Source organism: Dyadobacter sp. CY343 (genome assembly GCF_021390335.1).
In the GTDB taxonomy this organism is placed as follows: Bacteria; Bacteroidota; Bacteroidia; order Cytophagales; family Spirosomataceae; genus Dyadobacter.
On record NZ_JAJUXK010000001.1, the window covers coordinates 1,067,100 to 1,084,276 of the forward strand.

Here is a 17,177-nt window from a genome sequence, read left to right on the forward strand (position 1 = left end):
AATTAAATTTGTTCAGGGGTCTTTGTCCAGATTAAGTATTCTCTTTCTTTTTTTTACTTTCTTAATATAAAATTAACATCACTTGAAAAACTACCCACAGGCTGCACGCATTCTCGTGGCGATCGACTGCATCATTTTTGGTTTCGATGGCAAGGAAATCAAGCTATTGCTGATCAAAAGGAATTTTGAGCCGGAGAAGGGAAAATGGTCGCTGATGGGCGGTTTTGTGAATGAGGACGAGGATCTTTCCGACGGTGCTGCCAGGATACTTTATAACCTGACCGGGCTGAAAAACATTTATGTGGAGCAACTGGAAACCTTCGGTAAAGCGCGGCGCGATCCCGGCGAGCGGACTGTCTCGGTGGTTTTTTCTGCACTCATCAAAATTGACGCGCACGATTCTGAAGCTGTCCGAAGCCACAATGCATCGTGGATTTCCCTGGACGCGCGGCCGAAGCTGATATTCGACCATGAAGAAATGGTTGTGCGTGCTATCGAGCACTTGAAATACAATGCAGCACTTCACCCGATCGGCTTCGAGCTGCTGCCGGAGCGTTTTACCATCCCGCAACTTCAAAAACTCTACGAGGCGATTTACAATATCCCCATCGACCGGCGCAATTTCAGCAGGAAGCTGCTTTCAACCGGTTTGCTGATCGATACGGGCGATAAGAATAATAATGGCGCAACGAAAAAGGCGACGCTCTACAAGCTGGACACCGAGAAGTATAAAGCCAATTTCCATTCCTTCTGGAATTTTATGCCCGATTCGATGAAGCAATGAGCCGCCGTGGAACGGGAATGAATTAGTGAATGAGTGAATGAGTGAATTAGTGAATGAGTGAATGAGTGAATGATGGATGGATGAATGAGCCGACGTGGAATGGCGAATGAGTGAATGATTTTTAATGATCTAATCAATGAATAACTCAGGCGATATTTGTTCTCGACTTCGATCACTACCGAAACCCCAGGGGTACCATTAATTCACTCATTCACTCATTCACTCATTCACTCATTCAAAATTCACTCATTAATAAATTGTGTCAATCCTACACGAGAAACAAATTTAATTATATTTGTTAGCCGATAAATTTAATAAAATCCTTGGTCGGCGAAATATCCTAAACCTGTCAATATGAAGCAAGATTATGTAATTGGAATTGATTTCGGGACCGACTCGGTGCGGGCATTGGTGGTGAATGCGCACACCGGCGAACAGGCCGGTACCGCTGTGCAGGAATATGAGCGCTGGAAGCAGGGAAAGTATTGCGACGCCTCGCAATCCCAGTTTCGCCAGCACCCGCTCGACTATCTTGAAAGTATGGAAAGGGCGGTGATCCAGGCGCTGGACAATGCACCTTCCGAAGCCAGGAATCTGGTTCGCGGGATTTCGGTAGATACCACAGGTTCCACACCGGTAGCGGTTGACAAAAATGGTACGCCCCTCGCGCTGCTGCCTGAAATGTCCGAAGATCCGAACGGAATGTTCATTTTATGGAAGGACCATACCGCCAATGCAGAAGCTGAGGAGATCAACCGCCTCGCCGATTCCTGGCCTGAAAACTATATCCGGTTCGTAGGCGGTATCTATTCTTCTGAATGGTTTTGGGCAAAAATACTGCATACCCTGCGCGCGGATCCTGAAGTGCTCGAAAAAGCATTTTCCTGGGTCGAGCATTGCGACTGGGTTTCGGCTGAACTGACGGGAGACACCGACCCTTTAAAACTAAAAAGATCACGCTGCGCCGCGGGACACAAGGCGCTCTGGCACCAGGATTTTGACGGGTTGCCTTCCAATGATTTCTTGAAAAAACTCGATCCGCTGCTCGACGGTCTGCGCGACCGTTTGTTCGATACTACCGAAACGTCAGACAAACCAATGGGCAGAATCTCGGGTAAATGGGCCCAGAAGTTCGGTATTCCGGTGGACACTGTCATTGGAGTAGGTGCTTTCGACGCGCACATGGGCGCGGTGGGTGCATTGATCGAACCCTATTCGCTGTGTAAAGTGATCGGGACTTCAACCTGCGATATGCTCATCGCGCCGAATGAGGAAGTCGGTCACCTGCTGATCAAAGGAATTTGCGGGCAGGTCGACGGGTCCATCATTCCGGGAATGCTTGGTATGGAGGCGGGACAATCGGCTTTCGGAGATATTTATGCCTGGTTCGGAAAGCTCGTTGTGGAGCCGGTACGGACATTGCTTGGCGAAGAAGCTGCAAAAGAAATAGCAGCCAAACTAATACCCCACCTGGCAGAACAAGCTGGAAAATTGCCTGTAAAAGAGACAGATATCATCGCGGTAGACTGGCTTAACGGCCGGCGTACACCCGACGCTAAACATACATTGAAAGGTGGAATTCTGGGCCTTAACCTCGCGAGTGACAGTCCGAAAATATTCAAAGCGCTGGTGGAATCAACCGCATTCGGATCTAAAAGCATTGTCGAGCGTTTCCGGAGCGAAGGAGTTCCTATCAACGAAGTGATCGCGATTGGCGGTGTAGCGAAAAAGTCGGCATTTGTAATGCAAACACTGGCCGACGTACTGAATATGCCTATTAAAGTAGCTGCGTCCGAGCAGGCTTGTGCATTGGGGGCGGCCATGTTTGCAGCGGTCGCGTCGGGCATTTACGCTACATTACCCGAGGCGCAGCAGGCGATGAACTCAGGCTTTGATGCAGTATATCAGCCGCGCCAAAAAGAGGCGCAGATTTACGAGCAGCTTTACCAGAAATACCTTATTTCCGGTGCATTCCTAGAAAATGAATTTCTCAAAAAATCAGAACCAGCTGCTGTCATTCCAGTTGCTGATACTTATTAAAACATTCTTTTAATTAATCCCGATGCTTGATTTAAAACAGTTTGAGATCTGGTTTATCACCGGAAGCCAGCATTTATACGGAGAAGAAACGCTGCGCCAGGTCGATGAGCATTCACTTGCTATTGCCGGTTCGCTGGACAGTTCTTCCCAAATACCTGTCCGGGTGGTTTTTAGGCCGGTCGTAAAGTCTTCGGAAGAGATTTTTCAGATTATCCAGGAAGCGAATAGCAAACCGAATTGCATTGGGATAGTGGCGTGGATGCACACTTTTTCTCCTGCAAAAATGTGGATCAGAGGCTTGCAGATCCTGCAAAAACCTCTGCTGCATTTGCACACCCAGTTCAATCGCGATATCCCGTGGGCCAACATTGATATGGATTTTATGAACCTCAACCAGTCTGCCCACGGAGACAGGGAATTTGGTTTTATGATGACCAGAATGCGGCTCAACCGAAAAGTGGTAGTAGGGCATTGGCAGCAGGAGCAGGTGCAGGAACCAATCGGCCAATGGGCGAGGGTAGCCGCGGCGCGTCACGATTTGCAGGGAGCGAAATTTGTCAGGTTCGGTGATAATATGCGCCAGGTGGCAGTTACCGACGGAGATAAGGTAGCCGCAGAAATGACATTTGGATTTTCGGTCAATACCCACGCGGTAGGCGACCTGGTTCAGGTGATCGACCAGATTTCGGACTCTGATGTAGACAGGCTGGTGGAAGAATATGGCGCAGCCTATGAACTCGCAGAAACGCTGAGAAACGGGGCTGGAAGGCATTCGTCGCTCCGTGATGCCGCCCGTATCGAGCTTGGAATGAAGTACTTTTTGCAGGATGGAAATTTTAAGGGATATACCAATACGTTTGAAGATCTGCACGGCATGAAGCAATTGCCAGGGATCGGCTCGCAGCGGATGATGGCGGCGGGTTACGGGTACGCAGGCGAGGGCGACTGGAAAACGTCGGCGATGGTGCGCGCACTAAAAGTAATGGCCAGCGGACTGGAAGGCGGTAATTCGTTCATGGAAGATTATACCTATCATTTTGACCCACAAAACAGCCTGGTGCTGGGCTCGCATATGCTCGAAATATGCCCGAGCATTGCAGCCGGAAAACCATCCTGTGAAATCCACGCATTGGGAATAGGGGGCAAAGAAGACCCTGTCCGCCTGGTATTTGACGCGCCGGCCGGGCCAGCATTGAACGTGTCTCTGGTGGATCTGGGCAATCGTTTCAGGATCATTGTGAATGAAGTCGACGCAGTGGCGGTAACTGAAAAACTGCCGAAACTGCCTGTGGCCAGGGCATTATGGAAGCCCCAGCCTGATATGCAGACAGGTTGTGCAGCCTGGATCTACGCCGGAGGTGCGCACCATACCGTTTACAGTCAAAACCTGACAGTGGACCATATCGAAACTTTCGCTGAAATGGCGGGTGTGGAGCTGGTTGTGATTGATAAAAATACAACGCTGAGACAATTGAAAAATGAGTTGCGGTGGAGTGAGGGATTTTATAAGTAACTGATTATGTCAAAATATAAATACCTGAAAGAGCAGGTTTACGAGGCCAATATGGAGATTCCGAAGGAAGAACTGGCGATCGTTACATTCGGTAACGTAAGCGGGATCGACCGGACTGCGGGCGCAGTGGCGATCAAGCCGAGCGGTATTCCTTATCACCGGCTCCAGCCGGAGGATATCGTAGTAGTGGATCTCGATAATGTGGTGATTGAAGGTTCCATGCGGCCGTCCTCGGATACCAAAACGCATACTTTGCTTTATAAAAGCTTTCCTTCCATCGGCGGGGTTTGTCACACGCATTCTACTTATGCAGTGGCGTGGGCGCAGGCGATCCGGCCGATTCCCAACCTGGGTACCACCCACGCGGACCATCTGACGGCGGCTATACCCGTTACCGAAGTAATGTCGGATGAAATGATAGAGGGAAATTACGAGCTCGAAACGGGCAATCAGATCCTGGATCTTTTCGCAGCACAGGGACTGAGCTATGAAGAAGTGGAAATGGTGCTGGTCGCCTGCCACGGACCGTTTACCTGGGGTAAAGATCCGGCAAAGGCTATTTATAACTCGGTTGTCCTGGAAGAAATCGCCAGAATGGCTTATCTGACCTTACAGATAAATCCCTCGGCAAACACCATCAAGCAAAGCCTGATCGACAAGCATTATTTTAGAAAACATGGGAAAAATGCCTATTACGGGCAGGAGTAGCTATTTTTTATCCACCCGCTGACTGGCAATCTTCCGCATCTGCCGTAAAGCTTCTTGCCTGGAAATCCCTTTGTCATTGGATTTGGCCTCTTCGATCGCCTCTTTCGTGAACCGGCCTTTTATCATATTATACAGGGCAAAAAACATAGTGGATCCGCTGATTATTATTTGAATATCTGATAATCAAACTTACCAAACAATCGCCTATAAAAAAACTGCCGGATGTAGATACATCCGGCAGCGGTATTTTCTAAACGTTGAGTATGAATTGATCTTAACCAATTGCTTCCTTACGCAGCTTGCTGCCCGGATTAAATTCATCTTTGATCCAGCGAACAAAGTTGTTGGAATTGGTCTTGTAAATTTCTATTGATAAAGGTTTAATACCGCTGAACTCCACTTCTCTCACGTATTCAGCATGCAACTTTAAAATTTCTGAAAGGGTCTTGCTGTCAGTTTTCATTGAAAATCGGTGAATGTTTAGGTTTACAAAGATTGTTCAGAGGGTTGCAACAAACATGTTCCCAAGTACCGGATGCTTTTTACGAAATGTAAAAATTTATATTTTAAATTTTTTTAATTACATAAACGAGTGTTTGTATCCGCGAGTTTATTTAAAAAAAGTTTCCTAAAATTGGAATATTGTTACAAAATAGGACAGATTGTGTAAATCTGGGAGGAGAGGCGAAAGTTTGTTCTCGTGCACAGCCGGGTCGGGAGTTGTGAGAAAGTATCAGTAAAATTATGCCTGATCAGCAAGTTTGGGAAGGGAGACGCAGGGGAGGGTATTGGGAGAAATCAAAGCGATAATCTGTTTTTTAAAAAGCTAACTTCGAGGGGTTTTGGGAGCAGGTCGATGATATGCGGGCTGGCTTTTGCCTTTTCGATATCGCGTGTGTCGATGGTCGAGGAGAGCATGAATATCTTGACTTTTTCTCTCAGAAAACCGGGCAGATTTGCATATTCCTCCACAAACTCGAATCCGTTCATATCCGGCATTTGCAGGTCGAGTAAAATGATCGTTTCAGGAAGTACAGAACCCTCGGTGAGCAGGTGTTTTAGCGCTTCCCGCGCCGAATTGAAGGTTTTGACAGTATCGGTTATCCCGCTCTTGATGAGCAACTTTTCGTAAATGAATAGATCGAAGGCGCTGTCGTCTATCAAACAGAAGTTTAGAAGAGGCTTCATGGGCGACCGTAGTTTATTTTCTTATTGAGGGAATATTGATTTCAAAAACGCTGCCCTCACCAATCTTGGAGCTGACACTGATCCGGCCTTCCAATTTGGAAATTGCTTCATGCACAATATACAATCCAATTCCGGACCCGCTATTAGTGGCGCCGGCGCGGTAAAACATCCGGAAGATCTTATCCTGATCCGATTCCTTAATACCCAAACCGTTATCGGCCACGGTGATCCTGGCTTCGGTAGGAGTGGACCGTACCGTTAAGTGCACGTAGGGATCGGGCTTGGATTTGTCCTGAAATTTGATCGCATTATTGATCAGGTTATTAAAAATGATCCTGAGCTTCATCACATCAGACTGGAAATTGCCTGACTGATCAATATCCGTGGTCATTTTCAGGTTACCGTATTCGGGCAGGTACTGAATGGTGGCTTGTACTTCCGTTACCAGTTCGTCAAAACTAATATCTGTAACCACCGGCACGCCGCGCGCGTTTTTATAATAATCAATGATATTGATAATGAAAGTATCCAGTTTTTTGACCGATTGGCGGATTAATTCCAGGTACTCGTTCTGCGACTGAACATCTTCTTCCAGCAAAGCCAGGTTCACAATGCCCAGAACCGACATAAGCGGTGCCCGAAGATCGTGGGAGGCGCTGTACACAAATTTGTCCAGCTCTTCATTTGCCTTTTGCAGTTCGCTGTTGCGCTGTTTCAGGTCTTCCCGGGTTTTGTATATCTCGTATGCATTTGAAATCGCAGTTTCAACATACTTATAATCCCAGGGTTTGTCGATAAACCTGAAAACCTCTCCTTTATTGATTGCATCGATCGCCGCGCCGATATCCGTGTGGCCGGTGATCAGGATACGGATAGGTTTCGGGAATTTTAATCTGATCTTTTCAAAAAATTGAACGCCCGACATCACCGGCATACGCTGGTCGGCCAGGATAATACAAAAATCTTTTTTCTCCAATATCTCTTCTGCCTCGACGACAGACGCCGTGATCGTGATGTCGTATTGCTTTCTGAAAGAAGCCTTGAACGAATGCAGGTTATGCTCCTCGTCGTCGATATAAAGAATAGTTATTGGTTTTTCATTCATCGAAAATCAGGAATAGGGCTTACTTTTCTTTTAACTGGAAGCGTAATTAAAAATTCTGTTCCCTCGCCTACCTCGGTATTAACCTGGATAGAACCACTATGGACTTCTATGATCTTGAAGACGATCGAGAGGCCAAGGCCCGTTCCGTCGCCCACCTGTTTGGTCGTAAAAAAGGGCTCGAATATCTTGTTTTTAATTTCCGGCGTCATTCCAGGCCCATTATCGCGTATGGAAATTGAAATGTTGTCAGGGTCGCTTAGCCACGTTTTTACCCATATTGTTGGGGTCTTGTCTTCCTGCCTGTCTTTGAGCAAAGCATAGATTGAATTAGTCAGTATATTCATAAATACCTGATTTAGCTTGCCTGCGTAACATTCGATACTTGGCAGATTGCCCAGATCTTTAACCAGCTGAATCGCATTGCCCATCTGATAATTCAGGATGATTAAAGTCGATTCTATGCCTTCGTTGATATTGACGATATTCAGGTCCAGCTCGTCGATGCGCGAAAAGATCTTTAGTCCCTTTACGATTTCGACAGTTCTGTTCGCCCCATCTTCCATACCCTTTAAAAGCGTGTCGAGCTCAGTTTTAATGTAGTCCAGCTCAAGTTCTGATTTCAATTGCTCAATTTCGCTCATTTTAATTTGCAAATCCTCAAGAGACACCACGTTTTGAATATTTTCGTACGAATCGAGGATTTCAAGTACATCGTCAATATCCCTTCTCAGGGGCTTGATATTGGAGCTTACAAAATTGATCGGGTTATTAATTTCATGCGCAATCCCGGCGGTAAGCTGACCTAATGAAGCCATTTTCTCGGAATCGATGAGCTGCGTCTGCGCGTCTTTGAGGCGGGTTAATGCCATATTCAGGTCCTGGTTGGCGAACTGAAGTTCGGCTGTACGCTCGTTCACGCTTTTTTCAAGGAATACATTCTGTTCCATGATGATCTTTTCGTTTTCCATCGAGATCCGGAGCGCCTGTGCCTGCGACTCTTCTCTTTCTTTCTTGAAAATATTGATCTTGTCTGCAAGTGCTATCGATAGTAATACAACTTCCATAATGGAACCGAACTGCATGGTGTAAGTCGTAAATACATTATAAGGCAGCACGTTTACATTGCGTAGAATAAAAAGGAAAAGGCCGAGCAGAAATATAGACCAGCCCAAAAGGAAAAGCTTGGCCGGGCGGTAATTTTCTCTGGATAACTTAATACTGATTACAAGACAGCAAAGCGCCCCGAAAGCGCCTGTAAAATCCACCACCCTGAAACTCAAAAGCTGGAATCCCGTCATATTCAGCACCGTGGATATAGAATACAGCACCACGATAATCGGCATAATGATCGTGGCACGGGGCCAGTTCTCTTTTAACTGCAGGAAATGCTTAAGGAAGTACATCACCGACACGCCCGCGACGCCGGAGAAGTAAATCGCTGCTACGGAATTGAAAGCGGGTGCATTTGGCCAGAGATATTTGAATGCATATCCCGAAAGTGTGGTTTGGGCCAATCCGATAGAAAGCACGTAAAGCACGTAAAAGAGGTAACTTCTGTCTCTCGTGGAAAAGTAAATAAATACGTTGTAAAGCACCATTACCACGATAATTCCGCAGAAAATGCCGTTGATGGTCTCGCCGATCTGGGCGGTTTCAAAGAATACCTCGCGGTCGCGCACAAGCAGCGGCAGCACGACCTGATTTGACCCTATTACTCTAAGATAGTAAGAATGCTCCTCGTTGGGACCCAAACCGAGCCGGAAAACGAGGTTCTGGTGTTTGATGAGCCGATCGCTGAAACGGTCGGTATTCGTGTAGGCTTCGGAGCGGACTTCGCTCTCGCTGATCTCAAAAAGCTCGCAGGAATGGATCGAAGGCTGGGCGAGTTCCAGGTACAGCATTTCCGCTGCCGAACTGTTTTTGATTGAAAACCTTACCCAGAAAGTGGATTGACTTAATCCGAGATTGGGAACCTCATCTTTGCTTTTGGCAAATCGCTGCACCTTGCGGACCTCGTCGAGGGTTAGTGAGCCCGATGTATCTTCATAAATTTCGAGGTATTTTCCAATGATCAGCGAGCCGTTTTTATAGTCCGCAGTTTCAGCGGAACTCTCTCCGGCGAATACGATCAATAAAAGTACAAGTAGCAGTCTCACCATATTATACCTTTATTTTAATATTCAGATCATAATGTAACGCGATCTCACCTTTCGGGCCCTGCTCAACTGCAAATTGAACGGGGTTATTCCTTAAACGTTTAATATGCTTCAATTCTTCTTCATGTGCAAGAGGCAATTGTTCCAGGTCCGTCACAACAATCGCAGTAGCTATCAGGCCTTCTTTAGGGTAATAGAACGTACCATTATTTCCCAATGTCCGGATCACCTCGAAACCAAGCCTGAGACACTGTCGCAATGTGGGCGGCGAACATAATGCAAGCAGCCTTGTAATATCAAGCCCGGTAGTAAGCGCAATACCAACCCGACCCAGAAAAACGCTTCCTATCCCGAATCCTGCAACTTCCTTGCTATTGAAAGCGCCGCAAAGCTCCGCAATTTTCTCATCCTTCAGCTCGTCTACGTAGCTGTAAATGCGCGTATCCTTTTTCGCAATAGCGTATTCCATCGGCATTTTGCGTGTTTCCTGCCGAACCTGAAGCCTGGCGCCGCCGTAGATTTTTCCGCCATCTTCCGACTCCACAATGATCACAAATGTATTTTCATCTTCCAGCCAATCGCGATTGGCGGAAGTTACCTGCTTAACCCCGTAAGCTTCTAAAACTTTTCTGTGCTCATCAATATATCTGAGGCAGGTTTCACTGTCTTCGGTAGATTTAAATGCTCGTATTTTAGCTACCATCAAATTTCGTCATTTACAATAAACAATATTTTATCTAGTGCCAGGCGATTCGTTTTAGTAGCTATCGTTGCAGACTTTTGTATTCTCAGAAGAAAAACCGGGCCTGATTCGATCGGCAGTTTCAGGGTGTTGTAAAAATGATTCGCTAAACGTTGAATTTTGTTCATATCTGTATTGTCGAGTCCGTCACCGTTTTTCATTCGCTCAAAAAGAACCGCCGGTGAATAAAGAATCTCTGCCGCTAGTCCGAGCTTTAAAGCCCGCAGCCAGATATCCTGAACTATTCTTCCCGAATCAAATGCTTCCTGTCCCGGTGATGTGACAGAAATAGCGGCAATGCACGGGGAAGTGGCGATCGTGCGACCGATCAGTCCGGCCACCAGATTGCCACCGTCAATATCTTTCAAGATCCCCGCAATCTTTTTGTCTTTTACGATCGAAAGCGCTGTTAATAAGCCAGGATCGGAGGTATAAGTGCTTAGCGGAATGCTGTTTTCACTTTCTGCATTTGCCTCCTCGTTCGTTTTGACAACCCTCCCGAAAAAGTCCGCATGCCCCTCATGATGCAGCAAAGTCACCAGGTCACAAGCACCGACAACTTCTGCGAGCTTGCGAATATGGTCCGAATCCTGGATAAAGTCAATCCGTCCGTGTATTATTCCGTGAGCGGCTTGTCCGAGGTAGTCCAGGTCAGTGTCTGTCAGTTGCAGCGATTCTCCCGCTGATCTGTCCGTCGCACGGATATGTATAAATGGCGAAAGCGAAGAGGCAATATCTACTGGTTCCCGGTTGCTAAATTCGATCGTCGCCACGAGGTCCGGCTTGTTATCTGCCGGAAAAATATGGCTTGTTGCGTGATATCCCAACTCAGCACTTTTGATCACCACATTCTGAAATGCAGCGCCAAGTGCAAAATGCGCTAAAATGTCCTTATAATATAAGAATGGCAGTGAGCCTGCTTTGTCATGAAAAAGGTACAGCCGGCCATTTCGGTGAATCCATTTCCATGGTTGTACATCACCGTAGGAAGGGGCATGAGATGCGGCTTCCACGATTAGTTTAATATGTTCCGGGTCGGGATAGATTTCGGGAGGACTGGCGGAAAGCGAATCCACTGCTACAATCGCAGCTGCCAGATCAAAAGGTTTCTCATTATGGATACTGACAGACTCAGCCGGGCTTACGGGAGTGTTACCCACCAGTTGTTCCAGATCCACATAATACCTGCCTGATTCTGTGAACTGATCTAGCAGGATCCTCCTTGAAACGTCGGCTACTACGCCGCCGCCGAGGGTTACTGCGCTGGCCAGCTGCGGCCAGGTGCTGATCGACTGCCCGACTTCCAGCAGCGACGCCCTGCCTCTGAGAGAAGCTTTCGACACATCAATAATCCGCATCACAAGTCCGACCCTGTCCGCAGGGGAAATATTTTGCAGCCTTTCTTTGGGAATATCACTTAGCAGGCCGTGCAGTATCGGCCGGTCATTGTGGAGATCAAACCTTTCCACATCGAGTAAACCCCTGTCACTGGTTTCCATTACAACCGGGATACCAAGTGGCCGGGCTGCTTCACGGCATTTTATCTTGATTTCAATATCATCACATTCGTCGATCAGCAGGTCCAGCTTACCGTCTCTGGTCAAAAAATCATTCAGATTATGGGTAGTGATTCCCTCGGTGTAGCATTCAATGTGAAGGAACGGATCGAGCTCTGCGATCTCCCGGGCGGTGATCACACTTTTATTGAGTCCGCAGTTGTGAATTCCAGTTCTGATCCTGTTGAGGTTACTCAATTCGAGCGTATCAAAATCGGCCAGCCGCAAGGAGCCGAACGATCTTTCGGTGGCGAGGGTCAATGCGACGGAGTGACCAACGGATAGCCCGATTATGCCAATCCGGCGTTTTGATAGGGAGTTTTGTTCCTGCAACGTGATTTTGTGCCGGTTGCGGGCGGTGCGGAGTTCAATGAAATCGGCCTCATCCAGCAAGTGCAGGAGGCGGTTCGACCAGGGATAATATACCCAGCAGCCTTCGAGGTCGGCGTCTTTTTCGGCTGTCCACCCGGCGTACCTTTCGTCGAGTTGTTGGTCGGATAAGCGTTGCCTGGGATTTCTGACCTTGATCAGCTCTTTCGACTGAGATTCGAACAAATTCAAAATGAGCGCATTGCGATATTCGCCTGTCAACAAATCAAATTTCTGCCGGTCAGCATATTGTTCTTTGGGAATGAATACCGGGCGGTAAATTGTGTTTAGGATCGTCTCAGCGTACATGTTGTAATTTTCGGAGGGCGCCTCTGAGAAAAGTCATTTTCCTTGTTTTAAGTTTTACAAAAATGTTCTTGATCTTAGTGTGCGCCATTGATTTTCCAACCCTACCAGTAAAAAAGTGTATTGGCAATAGTCGGTTAAACATTTACAAATTGCTGAAATTATTTTTGTAAAACTACCGCCAACGCACCGCTGCTGAAAATATTTGAAGAATGGTTACAAAAATATTTGATGAATAATGCCGTAAACCAGTTGGTCTCAGCATGTTTACAATTGTCTGCCGAGGTTACGTACCCGGATTTGGATTCAAGAATGTAGAATTATCTTTATATTATCATCGAGCTTACGATATTTGCAGTTACAACCAAGCCACCTCAAAGTTTAAATTTCATAATGGAAACTAAAGGGAAGATTAGCGTACTCTATGTGGACGACGAGATCAATAACCTCAACTCGTTCAAAGCAGCTTTCAGAAGAGACTTTAATATACTTATAGCCACATCCGGCCGGGAGGGTTTGGAGTTGTTGAAACACAACATTGTGCATGTGATCATCACCGATCAACGCATGCCTGAAATGACGGGGGTAGATTTCCTGATCGAAGTACTGAAAGAATACACTGATCCGGTCAGGATCCTGCTCACTGGGTACACTGATATCTCTGCTGTGATAGATGCGGTCAACAAGGGACATATCTACTATTACCTCAATAAACCTTGGGACGAGCAGCAGCTACGTATTATCATTAAGAATGCATACGAGATATTTCACCTGCGGGAAGAAAACAAAGAGCTGATCGAAAAGCTGCTCGATGTAAACGGCCAGTTAGAATTTCTTTTGAGACAAAATCTTCTTTCCTAGCCGCAGCAGGCGCGGGCGGTCTTCACTCCTTGGTAAAAGCAGCGTTTTGAAGTTGGTCACAGCGGGCACCATACCTTTAAGCAGGTAAGTAAGCACCGAAAATGCCGAAGTGACAAGAATCGCGAAAAATAGGATCGCCGTAAAGAGCAGATTCCCTATTGCTTTAAAAAATATGATAATGTCCATCTCCTGATAAGTTAGCGTGTTGATTCTATTCGATATAAAATCGTACCAGCACCTTATACTTCACTTCAAAATCAGCTTCTTCTGGCTTCGCTCCCTCAGCTGGTATCCTTTTTTAAGGGTAAATAATGTGCTTGGGAAATCCATCCAAAGCCGCATTTCACCTGCTAAATCATATTCAATCATGAAAAAAATTGTCGCAATAGGCGTGATATCCGGAGTTGTCTTATTTGTTTACCTGAATTCCCTGGCCAGGCAAATGGACGGAAAGCTTAGAAAGGAAAAAAAGGACGGAGAAATTGCTGAAAAAAACGAAACAGAAGGGTATTTTTACCACCAATCCTAGAGAGATCGGGAAACCGGCTCTACAAAACAAAGACGGTAAAGCGTTCTGAGGCCAATGCTGAGAAAAATATACTTCTGGAGTGCCTTTACCACACTCGTCTGGCTGTGTACCAACTGCGGCGGACCGTCGATGGTGCGTCCGCTGCCGGAGCCGGGAGGGGAGGATACCACCGGTATCGATACCTCTGTCGTGACCGATCCTGATACACTGATCGTAGATACGCTCCCGATCGTTAACCGGGATTCTGCCTTTGCATTCTCAAACCGTTTTGGGACAATCAATATTTTCACGGAGGCTGACCTGGTAAAAAAGTCCGGCGTTTATTATAAAGCGAACGATTTTATAGGCAGGCCGGTCACGCTGGATTACAGCTTTATTTCTGCGGCGAAAGATACCATGCAGCACAGGCCTTTTGTATTGATGGTACATGAAGGTGCGTTCCTATTTGGGACACTGGACAATGAAATGGGTAAAGCAACCTGGCTCGCCCGGAAGGGTTATGCGGCGGCTTCTATCAATTATCGTTTGGGCTTTAATGGCGGGAGCGAGCAAAACGCCTGTGGCGGTAACAATAGGGAAGTTGTGCAGGCTGTGTACCGCGCTGTGCAGGATACCTACGCGGCCCTCCATTATTTTGCCGGAAAAGCCGACGAGCTCAATATTGATCCGGCGCAGATGATACTGGCAGGCAGCAGTGCAGGCGCAATTACCATATCTGCATTGCTATATATGCGTGAAGCTGATTTTGAAGCATTGCTTCCCGGGATAGTAAAAACCCTCGGGCCACTGGACCCGAATCCGAAAGGCGCGCCTTACAGGGTACGCGCTTTGCTGTCGTACATGGGTTACGGTATTTTTAAAAGCAGCTATATTAATGCGGCAAATGCTAAGCCGACTGTATTTTTTCAAAGAACAGGGGATAATGTGCTGCCTTACCAGAAGGGGACTTTCCTTTCCTGCCCATTCTATCTCAGCTCCGAAGGCGCCAAGCCCGTTTCGGACCAGCTCAGACGATTGAAAGTTGCGTTTGAACTGAACTACCAGCCTGAAAAAGGCCACCACCTTAGCTACACCGAAGAATACGTGACGAACCGCTACGCGCAATTCATGAAGCGGCTCTGGGCTGGCAACCGCCACCAGGTCGTGAATGAAAACTTCAAAACGGTGGAGGATATCGAGATCAAATGATCAGGCCCGGGCTTCCTGCGCCTTTACACGTTTCTTTTTAATATCCATTAACGGGAAAAGTGATTTGAGAAAATTAGAAAATCTCAGCTCTAAATAATGATAAGATAATTGCGAAAGCGTGAGCGTGACTGAAAGCGACAAGAATAGCATAGCTGTGCCCGATCCAAAAATAGGGTAACCGAGTTTGGCAAAGAATATAGGGATAATTACCAAAACCGGCATGTGGATCAGGTAAATGGAAAACGACATATCGCCTGTCCGTACCAGCCAGGCGGGGAAATGCAACCGGGTGCCGGATTCATGGAATATGATCGCTAAGAACAATGCAAATGCACCGAAACCCCACTGGAATGGACCCAATCCTCCAAAGAACCCCGACAAGTATTGCCAGATCACTAGCAGCACTACCGCAGAAGTAAGCCCTTTTCTTGAAAACAGTGAAGTGAAAAATGCGTGCGTGACCGGATGAATGTAAAGAAGCCCGATGATTACGCCGTAGACAAAATTCCATATAATCGGGTTAGTGATCATATTCAGGTACCCTGAACCAAAGTCGGGAGACTGATCCGGTTTAAGGGTGAAATAGCCTGTGGCAACCGGAATTAAGACGAGCGTGATTAGAATTAGCAAAAAGAAAACCGGCCACCGGTATCTTGCAAAAAACAGCGAGACAGCGATAAGCAAATAGAAATAGATCTCGTAGTTCAGACTCCACCCAACAGAAAGTGTGGCATTACCGTAAAATGGCGCGTCGGTGTGGGTGAGCGGGATGAATAGCAGGCTCATTATCAGGTCTTTCATGAATCTGCTATCTGCCGAAAATCCGTGGTGGATATAGTAAAACCAGAGCGTCATAATCGCGTAGGTCGGCCAGATACGGATAAACCTTTTCACCATAAACTGGTAAATCGCCAGCGGCGACGACGGCATATTGCGGGTAATGTAAACCATAATAAACCCGCTGATCACAAAGAACAAAGCCACGCCAGCCGGGCCTGAACTGAACAGAAAGTCGACTTCCTGTTTGAAAGGCTCGCCTTTTGAGAAAACGTCTTTGGAGTGGTAAACCGTGACAATGAGCGCTGCGATAGCCCTGAGTATCTGAATGCTGTCAATCTTGGAATCGTTCCGGGGCAGTGTTGGCGCTTCGATCATATTTGAATGGAAGTTATCATTTTCAGTTCCTGCCGGCTTGCGCGTATATTGTGCGCCAAAAATGGATTAATTTCTTTTGAAACGCAGACATTTTGTTTAGAAAAATAAACGCAGGCCCGTGCACGGCATAATTTTTAACCTGCGAAGTTAACTAAGCCTATAATTTCGGATACATGAACGAACAACTGATCGTTAAGCAGGAAATACTGATTGAAGCGCCCGTTTCCAAAGTTTGGGAAGTGCTCATCGCCCCAAAATACATCAGGCAATGGGACGATCTGCCGCACGATTTTGGCGACTACTACCTGGAAGTCGGCCGGGTGATTGAATGGACCGGTTCTACGCGCCTTACAATAACAGAATGCGAACCGCACGAAAAACTGGTTATGAAACTCTATGCATTCAAATGGGAACTGCCCCCGGCATCCTACGATATCGCGTACACTTACCAGCTTTCTGTTGAAGACAGCGGAACACGGCTGTCACTGCAAATCGGAGATTTTTCCGCATTGGCAGATGGTAAGAACTACTACGACAGCTCGCTCGAATTTGCAGGCGCAGCACTGGAAAAGATCAAAAGTTTAGCCCAAAACAGGATGTAATGGTAGAGCGGTAATTATCTTTGTAGGACTCGCTTCAGAAGACCATGGAACCAAAGGCAAAGCTTTATTACGACATCAATGAGGTAGCGGAACTGCTTAAAGTGGAGGCGCCGACGCTGCGTTTCTGGGAAAAGAAATTTCCCCAGCTGGACCCCAAAAGGGACGCCAGGAACAGACGAAGGTATACCGAAAGGGATATTGAGATCATCAAAAAAATCATGCACCAGCGCGACAAGCAGGGCCGCACGATCAAAGGTACCCGTGAGCAGCTGCGGAGAAAAGAAGAATCTGAGTTGATGATCCAGCGATTAATGCGTGTACGGAAGTTTCTGGTCGAGCTGAAAGACAACTTGTAGCTTTCAATTTATTCCTTTT

At 46.8% G+C, this 17,177-nt stretch carries 18 protein-coding genes and 1 pseudogene; 10 read left to right on the forward strand and 9 right to left on the reverse strand.

Going from position 1 to position 17,177, the window contains the following annotated elements:
• The first annotated feature begins 82 nt into the window (after window positions 1-82).
• The 4 genes from LZG94_RS04440 (at window position 83) to LZG94_RS04455 (ending at window position 5,045) form a co-directional block, all read left to right on the forward strand.
• Window positions 83-784, forward strand: a complete 702-nt coding sequence (locus LZG94_RS04440; RefSeq protein WP_233790732.1) for an NrtR DNA-binding winged helix domain-containing protein — start codon at window positions 83-85, stop codon at window positions 782-784.
• Between the two features lie 354 nt (window positions 785-1,138).
• Window positions 1,139-2,824, forward strand: a complete 1,686-nt coding sequence (locus LZG94_RS04445) for a ribulokinase (protein ID WP_233790733.1) — start codon at window positions 1,139-1,141, stop codon at window positions 2,822-2,824.
• A 22-nt stretch (window positions 2,825-2,846) separates the two neighbouring features.
• Window positions 2,847-4,337: an L-arabinose isomerase gene (araA, locus tag LZG94_RS04450; protein WP_233790734.1), complete on the forward strand. Its 1,491-nt coding sequence runs from the start codon at window positions 2,847-2,849 to the stop codon at window positions 4,335-4,337.
• Window positions 4,338-4,343: 6 nt separating this feature from the next.
• On the forward strand, window positions 4,344-5,045 hold the full coding sequence (locus LZG94_RS04455; RefSeq protein WP_233790735.1) for an L-ribulose-5-phosphate 4-epimerase: 702 nt from the start codon (window positions 4,344-4,346) through the stop codon (window positions 5,043-5,045).
• Here LZG94_RS04455 and LZG94_RS04460 read toward each other — a convergent pair whose 3' ends face one another.
• The 7 genes from LZG94_RS04460 to LZG94_RS04490 form a co-directional block, all read right to left on the reverse strand.
• Window positions 5,046-5,192, reverse strand: coding sequence for a hypothetical protein (locus LZG94_RS04460; protein ID WP_233790736.1), 147 nt, complete (start codon window positions 5,190-5,192; stop codon window positions 5,046-5,048).
• Window positions 5,193-5,319: 127 nt separating this feature from the next.
• On the reverse strand, window positions 5,320-5,508 hold the full coding sequence (locus tag LZG94_RS04465) for a hypothetical protein (RefSeq protein WP_215235826.1): 189 nt from the start codon (window positions 5,506-5,508) through the stop codon (window positions 5,320-5,322).
• 335 nt (window positions 5,509-5,843) lie between these two features.
• Window positions 5,844-6,233, reverse strand: coding sequence for a response regulator (locus tag LZG94_RS04470; protein ID WP_233790737.1), 390 nt, complete (start codon window positions 6,231-6,233; stop codon window positions 5,844-5,846).
• Window positions 6,234-6,246: 13 nt separating this feature from the next.
• Window positions 6,247-7,338 carry an ATP-binding protein gene (locus tag LZG94_RS04475; protein ID WP_233790738.1) on the reverse strand — a complete coding sequence of 364 codons (1,092 nt, stop codon included), beginning with the start codon at window positions 7,336-7,338 and terminating at the stop codon, window positions 6,247-6,249.
• On the reverse strand, window positions 7,335-9,497 hold the full coding sequence (locus LZG94_RS04480; RefSeq protein ID WP_233790739.1) for a 7TM diverse intracellular signaling domain-containing protein: 2,163 nt from the start codon (window positions 9,495-9,497) through the stop codon (window positions 7,335-7,337). Before LZG94_RS04480 ends, LZG94_RS04475 begins: the two co-directional genes overlap by 4 nt.
• A 1-nt stretch (window position 9,498) precedes the next feature.
• Window positions 9,499-10,197, reverse strand: coding sequence for a hypothetical protein (locus tag LZG94_RS04485; protein WP_233790740.1), 699 nt, complete (start codon window positions 10,195-10,197; stop codon window positions 9,499-9,501).
• Window positions 10,197-12,470, reverse strand: a complete 2,274-nt coding sequence (locus tag LZG94_RS04490; protein ID WP_233790741.1) for an Rv1355c family protein — start codon at window positions 12,468-12,470, stop codon at window positions 10,197-10,199. Before LZG94_RS04490 ends, LZG94_RS04485 begins: the two co-directional genes overlap by 1 nt.
• 390 nt (window positions 12,471-12,860) lie before the next feature.
• Between LZG94_RS04490 and LZG94_RS04495 the strand changes: the two genes are divergently transcribed.
• Window positions 12,861-13,328, forward strand: coding sequence for a response regulator (locus LZG94_RS04495; RefSeq protein WP_215235832.1), 468 nt, complete (start codon window positions 12,861-12,863; stop codon window positions 13,326-13,328).
• On the opposite strand, the gene LZG94_RS04500 is transcribed toward LZG94_RS04495, so the two are convergent.
• The gene (locus LZG94_RS04500; protein WP_233790742.1) at window positions 13,293-13,514 is read right to left on the reverse strand and encodes a hypothetical protein; all 222 of its coding nucleotides are present in this window, start codon (window positions 13,512-13,514) and stop codon (window positions 13,293-13,295) included. The two genes, LZG94_RS04495 and LZG94_RS04500, sit on opposite strands and share 36 nt — an antisense overlap.
• 181 nt (window positions 13,515-13,695) lie before the next feature.
• On the opposite strand from LZG94_RS04500, the gene LZG94_RS04505 reads away from it, so the two are divergent.
• On the forward strand, window positions 13,696-13,857 hold the full coding sequence (locus tag LZG94_RS04505; RefSeq protein WP_233790743.1) for a hypothetical protein: 162 nt from the start codon (window positions 13,696-13,698) through the stop codon (window positions 13,855-13,857).
• 54 nt (window positions 13,858-13,911) lie between these two features.
• Window positions 13,912-15,045 (forward strand): alpha/beta hydrolase, encoded by a 1,134-nt coding sequence (locus tag LZG94_RS04510; protein WP_233790744.1) that lies wholly within the window; start codon window positions 13,912-13,914, stop codon window positions 15,043-15,045.
• Here LZG94_RS04510 and LZG94_RS04515 read toward each other — a convergent pair whose 3' ends face one another.
• The gene (locus LZG94_RS04515; protein WP_233790745.1) at window positions 15,046-16,200 is read right to left on the reverse strand and encodes an acyltransferase; all 1,155 of its coding nucleotides are present in this window, start codon (window positions 16,198-16,200) and stop codon (window positions 15,046-15,048) included. It lies immediately after the preceding gene.
• A 173-nt stretch (window positions 16,201-16,373) separates the two neighbouring features.
• Here LZG94_RS04515 and LZG94_RS04520 point away from each other — a divergent pair.
• From LZG94_RS04520 to LZG94_RS04525, 3 genes and pseudogenes are all read left to right on the forward strand, one after another.
• Window positions 16,374-16,706: pseudogene (locus LZG94_RS04520) on the forward strand (SRPBCC family protein); the annotation flags it as partial.
• Between the two features lie 10 nt (window positions 16,707-16,716).
• Window positions 16,717-16,785: a hypothetical protein gene (locus LZG94_RS26510; RefSeq protein ID WP_409013240.1), complete on the forward strand. Its 69-nt coding sequence runs from the start codon at window positions 16,717-16,719 to the stop codon at window positions 16,783-16,785.
• Between the two features lie 61 nt (window positions 16,786-16,846).
• A complete protein-coding gene (locus LZG94_RS04525; protein WP_233790747.1) occupies window positions 16,847-17,158 on the forward strand; it encodes a MerR family transcriptional regulator in 312 nt (103 codons plus the stop codon).
• The last annotated feature ends 19 nt before the right edge of the window (window positions 17,159-17,177 follow it).